Raw genomic sequence first — 7,845 nt, 5'->3', positions numbered from 1 at the left:
CGGCCGGATCGGCAGACACCGCCCCGCCCCGCCCCCGCCCCGCCCCGCCCCGCCCCGCCCCGTCGATCTTGCACTCTTGGTCGGGACAAAGCCCCAAGAAAGGGATGTACCGGCGACCGAAAGTGCAAGATCGACGCGCGGAGGGGGCGCGAGGGGCGCGAGGGCGCGAGGGGCGACGGGGGGCGGGGCCGGGGTCAGCGGGGGAAGAGGTGGTCCAGGGCGGGGGTGTGGAAGGTGGCGATGGGGTCGAGGTCGTGCAGCAGGGTGGCGAAGTCGGTCCAGTGGGGGTAGGTGGCGGCGATCTCCTCGGTGGGGATCGTGAAGACCTTGCCCCAGTGAGGGCGGGGGGCGAAGGGGGCGAGGGCGCGTTCGACCTCGGCGACCACCGGCAGCACCGCCGACGCGTCGGCGATCCAGGTGAAGTGGACGGCGAGGGTGTCGCGGCCCTGGTTGGGGCTGAGCCACAGGTCGTCGGCGGCGACGGTGCGCAGCTCGCTGGTCTGTGACACCGGGGCGATCAGGTGGGCCACCTCGTCCAGCGCGGCGAGCGCGTCGGCGGCCACCGCCCGGGGGAGGTGGTACTCGGACTGCAACTCCTCGCCGCTGCTCGGGGTGAAGCCGAGCCGGAAGTGCGGCAGCCGCTCGTGCCAGGGGCCGGCGACGCCGAGCTGCTCGGTGCAGTTGACCGTCGGCATGCCGGGCACCGGATGCCAGGGCCGGTCGGCCGCCGTCGTACCCAGCCAGTCCGCCGGGGGCGGGGCCTGGTCCGCCAGCTGCTTGCGCCAGACCTGGGTGCCGCGGGTCGAGCGCCAGTCGGTGAAGACACTCACGCTGTACGCGGAGTCGAGCGCCTCGGCCAGGGCGGCGCGGGGCAGGTCGAGCTGTACGTACTGGCGGATGTCGAAGGTGGGCACCACGTCCAGGGTGAGCCGGGTGACGATGCCCAGCGCGCCGAGGGAGACGACCATCCCGGGGAAGTCGGGGTCGCCGCGCTCCACGGTGCGCAGTTCCCCCGCCGCGGTGACCAGTTCCAGGCCGGCGACCGCGGTGGCCAGGTTGCCGATCGCCGCACCGGATCCGTGGGTGCCGGTGGTCACCGCGCCGGCCACCGAAATGTGCGGCAGCGAGGCAAGGTTGGCCAGGGCGTACCCGCGATCGTGCAGCCAGGTGGCCAGCTCGCCGTAGCGCATCGCGGCCGGCACCTCGACCTGCCGCCGTTCCTCGTCCAGGCGTACGGTGGTCGGCAGCCCGGTGAGGGTGACCTGGTCGCCTGTGGTGTCGCCGAGCCGGTTGAAGGAGTGCCCGCTGCCCACCGCCCGGATCCGGTCGCTGCCGGCGACCAGCTCGCGCAGCTCGTCGATGGAGGACGGCCGGTGGTACGCCCGGGCGGCGTAGCGGACGTTGCCTGCCCAGTTGCGGTGCGTCGACACTGCGACCCCCTCTCCGCGCCGACGGTTACCGTCGGCTCCGTCGGGGAACCCTACGCCGATGAGCAGCTACCGTGATCCCGCCCCTCGTGGCGACGTCTACCCCTCCGAAGAGGAGATCGACCCGACCGGCAGCGGCGTCGAGCCGGCCAGCGGGCCGGTCGGTGCGTACTTCGGGAGCCAGCCCAGCCCACAGCCCGCACCGACGCCCGGGCCGGCGCCCACGCCGCCGCCCACCCCCGGCCCGCCGCCCCGGGGCGAGGTCGGCTCGCGGTCGATCGTCAGTCGGCACCTGGACGGCTCGGTCGAGGTGGTCACCGACTTCGACGGTGACGGCATCGCCGACGTGGTGCAGTTCGATCTCGACGGTGACGGCGTGCCGGATGTCACCTACATCGACAGTGACCGGGACGGGCGGCTGGACACCGTGCTGCGGGCCCCGGCCCACTGACCGGAAGCGGCCGGGTAAGCGGAACCGGCCAGGCGACCGGCCAGGCGACAGGGCCGGAACGCCCGGCGACAGGGCCGGAACGCCCGACGACAGGGCCGGTGGCCGGGCGCCCGGTGACGGCTAGAGTTGCCGCATCACCTCGGTGGCGACCAGGTCCAGGTGGTCCAGGTCGCTGAGGTCGAGCACCTGAAGGTAGACGCGCTGGGTGCCGGTCTCCGCGTACCGGCCGATCTTGTCGACGACCTCGGCCGGCGTGCCGGCCAGCCCGTTCTCGCGCAGTTCGTCCGGCTCCCGGCCGATCACTCCGGCCCGCCGGGCCACCTCGGCATCGTCCCGCCCGCAGCAGAGCACCAGCGCGTTGGACCAGGTCAGCTCGGCCGGGTCGCGGCCGATCTCCTGGCATGCGGCGCGCACCCGGTCGAACTGGGTGACCGTGTCGGCGATCGAGACGAAGGGCAGGTTGAACTCGTCGGCGTACCGGGCGGCGAGCGCCGGCGTACGCTTCGCGCCCATCCCGCCGAGCAGGATCGGCGGGTGCGGCCGCTGCACCGGCTTGGGCAGAGCCGGCGAGTCGCTTACCTGGTAGTGCCGCCCGGCGAAGTCAAACGTCTCGCCCGGCGGGGTCCGCCACAGACCGGTGATCACGGCCAGCTGCTCGGCCAGTCGGTCGAAGCGCTCCCCCAGCCCCGGGAACGGGATCCCGTACGCGCTGTGCTCGGCGTCGTACCAGCCGGTGCCGATGCCCAGCTCGACCCGGCCGCCGCTCATCTGGTCGACCTGGGCGACGGTGATGGCGAGCGGGCCGGGCAGCCGGAACGTCGCGGCGGTCATCAGCGTGCCGAGCCGGATCGACCGGGTGTCGCGGGCCAGTCCGGCCAGGGTCGTCCAGGCGTCGGTGGGTCCGGGCTCGCCGCTGACCGAGCCCATCTTCAGGTAGTGGTCTGAGCGGAAGAAGGCGCCGAAGCCGGTCTCCTCGGCGCGGCGGGCCACGGCGAGCAGGTCGTCGTAGCTGGCACCCTGCTGAGGTTCGGTGAAGATCCGCAATTCCATGTGTCGAGCATAGGAAGCCACCAGCCTTGTCGCCTGGTTCTAGGGTGAGGCGATGTCCGAGATCGCCGTCACCGCGACCGACCTTGAGGTCACCTACGGCAGCGTGACCGTCGTCCGCGACGTCGGATTCGAGCTGCCGGCCGGTCGCGCGCTCTGTCTGGTCGGCGAGAACGGCGCCGGCAAGTCCACGGTGTTGCGCTGCGTGACCGGTCTGGTCGAGCCGACCGCCGGCTCGGTGCGGGTCTTCGGCGCGCCGCCGGACGGCACGGCCGCGTTCTGGCGCCGGGTGGTGGCGACCGTCGAGCAACCCAGCTGGTACGCCGGGCTCACCGTCCGTGAGCACGTTGAGCTGGTCCGGCTGGCCGGTGGCGGCGATCCGGCCGACGGCCGGGTCAACGAGTTGCTCACCGTGCTCGGCCTGCACGATCTCGGCGACGGCACGCCGGACCGGCTCTCCTCCGGGGAACGGCAGCGGCTGCTGCTGGCCGCCGCCCTGGCCCGCCCGGCCGACCTGCTGGTGCTGGACGAGCCGGAGCAGCGGCTGGACGCGGCGATCCGGCCGGTGGTGGCGGGGCTACTCGGCGAGCATCTGGCTGGCGGCGGGAGCCTGCTGCTGGCCAGCCACGACCCGACCTTCGTGACCGCGCTCGGCTGCCCGGTGCTGCGGCTGCGCTCCGGCGCCCCGGTGCCGGACGAGCGGTCTGCGGCGGTTGCGCCGGGACCGTACGGATGACGCAGGTCGCCGACCCGCCGGTCGAGCGGGAGCGGGCCGCGGTGACCGCGCGCCGGTTGCGCCGCTGGATCCGGCGGCGGCGGGCCGGACGGGGCCGCACCCTGTCGTTGGAGACCACGTACGTGCTGGTCTTGACGGTGGCCATGGCGGTCGCGCTGGCCGGCCCACGGCTCGGGCCCGCCCTCTGGCCGGAGCAGCCGGTGGCCGGGTCGGACCGGCTCGTGGCGCTGGTGCTGCTGGGCGCGGGCGCGGCCGGCCTGGTGCGTCTGCTGCGCGGGCTGGGCCCGCTGGTGCTCGGCCGCGACGAGCTGACCTGGCTGCTGCCGGCCCCGGTGGCCCGGCGCGGCCTGCTGCTGCCCGCGCTGGTCCGGGCGCTGACGGTCGGCGCGGTGGCGGGGTCGGTGCTGGCGCTCGCCGGGGTCGCCCGGTTGGCGGCCCGCCCGATCTCCGGGCCCGATCTGGCCGGCTGGCTCGCCGTGGGTGCCGCCGCCGGTGTGCTGCTCGCGCTGCTCGCGGTGGCCGCGCAGCGAAGGCCGGCCGGTGCTCGGCTGCTGGACGCGGGGCTGCCGGCGGTCCTGCTGGTGCTGGGCGCGGCCGCGCTGCTCGCCCGGGTGCAGCCGCTGCCGGTCCTGCCGCCGGTCGGCGCGCCCCCGCTTCCCCTCACCGTCGCCGTGCTCGGCACCGCCGTCGCCCTCACCGCCGTGGCGGTACGCGGCCTGGCGCGGCTGCCCGACGCTCGGCTCTACGAACCGTCGTTGGCCGTCGGCACCTACCTGGACGCGGCGTACGCGGTCGAACCCTCCTTCGTCGCCGACCTGCGCGAGCGGCAGTACTGGCGACGTCGGGCGCTGCGGTCCCGGCCGCTGTGGCCCCGGCGGGGCTGGCTCGTACCGTGGCAGCAGGATCTGCTGGTGCTGCGTCGGCGCGGCCGGCGGGTGGCCGCGCTGCTCGCGGCGGCCGCGCTGCCGGCGTTGCTCGCCGCCGGTCCCGGGTGGTTGCCGACGGCGGCCCTGGTGGTGGGGGCGGTGACCGCCGGTGGGGTCACGCTCGACGCGCTGCGCCGCGACGCGGCCCATCCGGCGCTGCTGCGGCTGCTCGGGCTCTCCGGTCGCCGGGTGGTGGCGATCCGGCTGATCGTGCCGGCGCTGCTGGCCACCGCCTGGTCCGGGCTGGCCATGGCCGTGCTGGGGTGGCTCGGCGACCTGCCGCCGGGGCCGTGGTGGGCGTTGGGGCTGGCGTTCGGTCCGCTGGCCGCGATGACCGCCGTGCGGCGGGCCCAGGCCGGCCGGATCGACAACTCCCTGCCGCTGATCGAGACTCCGATGGGTGCCATCGCGCCCGGCCCGGTGATGTGGCTGTGCAACGGGTTGGACGTGCTGGTGTTCGCCGCGCCCACCCTCTTCGCCCTGCTGGTGAACGTGCACCCGAGCTGGGGCTGGGTAGGTGTGCAGGCCGTGCTATCGGCCGCCGCGGTGCTGGCGTACGTGCAGTTCGGCGCGGATTCCCGCCGTCCCCGGGTCTGAACGCCGCACCCCGCCGGCCGCCCCTGGTCTGATCGCGGCACCCCGCCGGCCGCCCCTGGCCTGATCGCGGCACCCCGCCAGCCGCCCCTGGCCTGATCGCGGCAGCGCCGGGGCAGCAGCACGGACGGAAATCTTTGCAGGGTTTTCAGGAGTCCACAAGGGTCGATTCATCATTGCCTCGAAGGATGAAACAGAGGTTCACAACCGTCGACGGCGCTGTTACGGTCACGCAACCACCGCAAGTTCTTGCATTGCTTGCAGGAATCCTTGCCGTAACCGTGACTGCACCTGACCGTCCCCAGAGGAGGGCTCCGTGCGTATCCCCCGTCCCCGTGCCGCGATCTCCGCGGCACTGGCCGCGACCCTGGTCGCGGCCGGTCTCACCACCGTCACCCTCGGCACCACACCGGCCAGCGCGGCCGACGTACGCGCCAACGGCGACGCGATCGTCCACCTGTTCCAGTGGCGGTGGGACTCCATCGCCGACGAGTGCGAGACCAACCTCGGCCCCAACGGCTGGGGCGGTGTGCAGGTCTCGCCGCCGCAGGAGCACGTGGTGCTGCCCAGCGCCGAGGGCGCCACCTACCCGTGGTGGCAGGACTACCAACCGGTGTCGTACCGGCTGGACACCACCCGGCGTGGCACCAGGGCCCAGTTCGTCAACATGGTCGAGCGCTGCCGGGCGCAGGGCGTCAAGATCTATGTGGACATGGTGCTCAACCACATGAGCGGCACCGGTTCGGCCGGCAGCGGGCCGGGCAGCGCCGGCACCGTCTACAGCAAGTACAACTACCCGAACCTCTTCAACGACGGCTCGGGCGACAGCTACGGCTACGGCGACTTCGCGCCCTGCTACCGGCGGATCAGCAACTGGGGCAACAAGCAGGAGGTCCAGGACTGCGAGCTGCTCGACCTGGCCGACCTCAACACCGCCGACCCGGAGGTACGGCGGAAGATCGCCAAGTACATGAATGCGGTGATCGACCTGGGCGTGGCCGGGTTCCGGGTGGACGCGGCCAAGCACGTACAGGAGGCGCACCTGGCCGACATCATCAACCGGCTGCGCGACGTGCCCGGCTTCGGCGGTCGGCCGGACCTCTTCCACGAGGTGTACGGCGACGGGACGATCCCCTACACCGCGTACGCCCCGTACGGCGGGGTGACCAACTTCGACTACCAGCGGTCCGTCTCGTCGGCGTTCCGCGACGGCAACATCGCCCAACTGGGCAACCTGCCCAACTACGGCGGGCTCACCGCGCAACAGGCCGTGGTCTTCATCGACAACCACGACACCCAGCGGGAGAACCCGACGCTCACCTACAAGAACGGTGCCCGCTACTACCTGGCGGACACGTTCATGATGGCCCACCCGTACGGCCGGCCCCAGCTGATGTCGAGTTACGCCTTCGGCTCGGTGCACGGACAGGGCCCGCCCAGCTCCTCCAACGGCAGCACCCTCGCCACCGACTGCGGCAACGGCGCGTGGATCTGCGAGCACCGCAACCCCGGTGTGGCCGGCATGCCGGGCTTCCGCAACGCGGTCGCCGGCACCAGCATCGGCTCGGTCGTCACCGAGGGCAACGGCCGGCTGGCCTTCGCCCGGGGCAACCGGGGGTACGCGGCCTTCAACGCGACCGGCAGCACCTGGAGCCGCAGCTTCAGCACCTCGCTGCCGGACGGCCGCTACTGCAACGTGGGCCGGGGCCGGTACGACCCGTCCACCGGGGCCTGCCCGGGCGGCGCGGTGACCGTCTCCGGCGGTGCCTTCACCGCCTCCATCGCCGCCGACCAGGCCCTCGCCCTGCACGTCGAGGCCCGCTTGGACGGCCCGAACCCCACCCCCACGGCGACCCCGACCGCCAGCCCGACCGGCTCGCCGACGCCAACCCCGAGCCCCTCCAACCCCGCCGGGGCCACCCGGTTCACCGCGACCGTGACCACCAACCCCGGTCAGGAGGTGTACGTGGTCGGTTCGCTCCCGCAGCTCGGTTCCTGGAACCCGGCGAACGGGGTGAAGCTGGCCACCACGTCGGGCAGCTACCCGACCTGGACCGGGTCGGTGGAGATTCCGGCCGGCACCGCCTTCGAGTGGAAGCTGGTGAAGGTCGGCAACGGCACCGTGCAGTGGGAGAACGACCCGAACCGCAGCGGCACCGCAGGCACGGCCATCACCGCCAGCTGGAACCAGCCGGCCGGCAACCCGCCGGGCGATGCGACGGTCTCCTTCCGGGCCACCGCCACCACCACGTTGGGCCAGCACGTCTACGTCGTGGGTGACCTGCCCGCGCTCGGTGGCTGGGATCCGGCCCGGGGCGTACGGCTCTCGTCCACCGGCTACCCGGTCTGGACGGGCGAGCTGAGCCTGCCGGCCGGCACCGCGTTCTCCTACAAGTACGTCAAGCGCACCGACTCCGGCCAGGTGGTCTGGGAGTCGGGCGCGAACCGTACGGCCACCGCCACCGGATCGCTGACCCTGACCGACACCTGGCGCTGACCGGCACCCCGGCGTGACCGACACCTGGCGCTGACCGACACCCCGGCGCTGACCGACACCCCGGCGCTGACCGGCACCTGGCGCTGACGGCAGCATCGCGCGGCCCCTCCCGAGTTCGATCGGGAGGGGCCCGCCCCCCGTTGCGCCGTTGGGGCAGCTGTCGTGGT

Annotated in this window: 6 protein-coding genes; 4 read left to right on the top strand and 2 right to left on the bottom strand. The window is 73.5% G+C overall.

All coding sequences use genetic code 11. The annotated features are described in order from the left end of the window. Positions 1 to 194: 194 nt before the first annotated feature. Entirely contained in the window at positions 195 to 1,430 is a 1,236-nt protein-coding gene (locus AC507J_RS31950; protein ID WP_496294249.1) for an FAD-binding protein, read from the bottom strand. 58 nt (positions 1,431 to 1,488) lie between these two features. On the opposite strand from AC507J_RS31950, the gene AC507J_RS31945 reads away from it, so the two are divergent. Beyond that, on the top strand, positions 1,489 to 1,878 hold the full coding sequence (locus tag AC507J_RS31945) for a hypothetical protein (RefSeq protein WP_496294247.1): 390 nt from the start codon (positions 1,489 to 1,491) through the stop codon (positions 1,876 to 1,878). Between the two features lie 120 nt (positions 1,879 to 1,998). Here AC507J_RS31945 and AC507J_RS31940 read toward each other — a convergent pair whose 3' ends face one another. After that, the gene (locus AC507J_RS31940; RefSeq protein ID WP_496294245.1) at positions 1,999 to 2,928 is read right to left on the bottom strand and encodes an LLM class F420-dependent oxidoreductase; all 930 of its coding nucleotides are present in this window, start codon (positions 2,926 to 2,928) and stop codon (positions 1,999 to 2,001) included. A gap of 52 nt (positions 2,929 to 2,980) precedes the next feature. Between AC507J_RS31940 and AC507J_RS31935 the strand changes: the two genes are divergently transcribed. The 3 genes from AC507J_RS31935 (at position 2,981) to AC507J_RS31925 (ending at position 7,678) form a co-directional block, all read left to right on the top strand. Continuing rightward, positions 2,981 to 3,661 (top strand): ABC transporter ATP-binding protein, encoded by a 681-nt coding sequence (locus tag AC507J_RS31935; RefSeq protein WP_496294243.1) that lies wholly within the window; start codon positions 2,981 to 2,983, stop codon positions 3,659 to 3,661. After that, a complete protein-coding gene (locus AC507J_RS31930; protein WP_496294241.1) occupies positions 3,658 to 5,184 on the top strand; it encodes a DUF6297 family protein in 1,527 nt (508 codons plus the stop codon). The genes AC507J_RS31935 and AC507J_RS31930 overlap by 4 nt, the downstream gene beginning before the upstream one ends. Before the next feature lie 313 nt (positions 5,185 to 5,497). Then, positions 5,498 to 7,678, top strand: a complete 2,181-nt coding sequence (locus AC507J_RS31925) for a carbohydrate-binding module family 20 domain-containing protein (RefSeq protein ID WP_496294239.1) — start codon at positions 5,498 to 5,500, stop codon at positions 7,676 to 7,678. Positions 7,679 to 7,845 lie beyond the last annotated feature (167 nt).

This window comes from Micromonospora sp. PRAS1 (assembly GCF_059553435.1).
The sequence above is the reverse complement of the archived record's forward strand: the minus strand, read 5'-3'. Positions and strand labels throughout refer to the sequence as shown.

Bases quoted from the DNA above. Each gene is read 5' to 3' on its own strand.
- AC507J_RS31930 (WP_496294241.1), top strand. From the start codon at position 3,658: ATGACGCAGGTCGCCGACCCGCCGGTCGAGCGGGAGCGGGCCGCGGTG.
- AC507J_RS31945 (WP_496294247.1), top strand. From the start codon at position 1,489: ATGAGCAGCTACCGTGATCCCGCCCCTCGTGGCGACGTCTACCCCTCC.
- AC507J_RS31935 (WP_496294243.1), top strand. From the start codon at position 2,981: ATGTCCGAGATCGCCGTCACCGCGACCGACCTTGAGGTCACCTACGGC.
- AC507J_RS31940 (WP_496294245.1), bottom strand. From the start codon at position 2,928: ATGGAATTGCGGATCTTCACCGAACCTCAGCAGGGTGCCAGCTACGAC.